Origin of the sequence: Segatella hominis (assembly GCF_004535825.1) — a bacterium.
Lineage (GTDB): Bacteria > Bacteroidota > Bacteroidia > Bacteroidales > Bacteroidaceae > Prevotella > Prevotella hominis.
This window is the reverse complement of record NZ_SGVY01000131.1, coordinates 1-1,143: the sequence shown is the minus strand read 5'-3', so window position 1 is coordinate 1,143 and position 1,143 is coordinate 1. Positions and strand designations below refer to the sequence as shown.

The window sequence follows — 1,143 nt, the reverse complement described above, 5'->3', positions numbered from 1 at the left end:
TCGGGGTTCTTTTCACCTTTCCTTCACAGTACTCGTTCGCTATCGGTCTCACGGGAGTATTTAGCCTTACCGGATGGTCCCGGCAGATTCGCGCAGGATTCCTCGTGTCCCGCGTTACTCAGGATACCGCTATGTCTCAGCTGGCTTCGTGTACAGGATTATCACCTTCTGTGATGTAACTTTCCAGATACTTCCACTCACCATTTGAGTACAATCTCGCGGTCCTACAACCCCGCTGGCGCCTTGCGACGTCAGCGGTTTGGGCTGTTCCCCGTTCGCTCGCCACTACTGGGGGAATCATTCATTTATTTTCTCTTCCTGCAGGTACTAAGATGTTTCAGTTCCCTGCGTTAGCTCTAACACTTAGGTGCTAGTAACCGTCCTTCAGACGGCTAGGTTGTCCCATTCGGAAATCCTCGGATCAAGGGTTATTTGCACCTACCCGAAGCTTATCGCAGCTTATCACGTCCTTCATCGCCTCCGTGAGCCTAGGCATCCGCCATACGCCCTTTCTTACTTTCTTTACGACTGTATTTGCTATTCGTTTCCGAACAGCGAATAAGTAGCTCATACTTTCAGCTGTATTCTAACAAAGTGAAATCTCATCTTGCGATTTGATTTACTTTAGTCTGAACTAAAGTTCATTACTTACAGTTTTGCTTGTGTCAATATGTCAAAGATCTTTTAAAGGTAAAAGGGGAAAAGTAAAATACTTCATACCGGCCTTTTCCTTTGGAGTGGAGAATAACGGATTCGAACCGTTGACCCCCTGCTTGCAAAGCAGGTGCTCTAGCCAACTGAGCTAATCCCCCAAATCGAGACATCAATTGAGAATGTATCAAAGTTGAACTTTGATTACACATTGGCTACGCCGATGTGTAGTCCCAGGCAGATTTGAACTGCCGACCTCCACATTATCAGTGTGGCGCTCTAACCAACTGAGCTATAGGACTGTGTTGGTAAAGAGTAGCATCTCTGCCGAACATTCTCTATCTCTTATTTGATTAAACAGATGTTGCGTACAAGAAGAGAAGCGAACTTTTATCAGATTCCTATCTCTTCATAGGATAATCGTCTCTCCAGAAAGGAGGTGTTCCAGCCGCACCTTCCGGTACGGCTACCTTGTTACGACTTAGCCCCAAT

At 46.3% G+C, this 1,143-nt stretch carries 2 tRNA genes and 2 rRNA genes; all 4 read right to left on the bottom strand.

What is annotated here, in order from left to right:
* A 23S ribosomal RNA gene (locus EXN75_RS17445) occupies window positions 1-523 on the bottom strand; the annotation flags it as partial.
* 215 nt (window positions 524-738) lie between these two features.
* Window positions 739-812, bottom strand: a tRNA-Ala gene (locus EXN75_RS17440).
* A gap of 67 nt (window positions 813-879) precedes the next feature.
* A tRNA-Ile gene (locus EXN75_RS17435) sits at window positions 880-953 on the bottom strand.
* 130 nt (window positions 954-1,083) lie between these two features.
* Window positions 1,084-1,143: ribosomal RNA gene (locus EXN75_RS17430) — 16S ribosomal RNA — on the bottom strand; the annotation flags it as partial.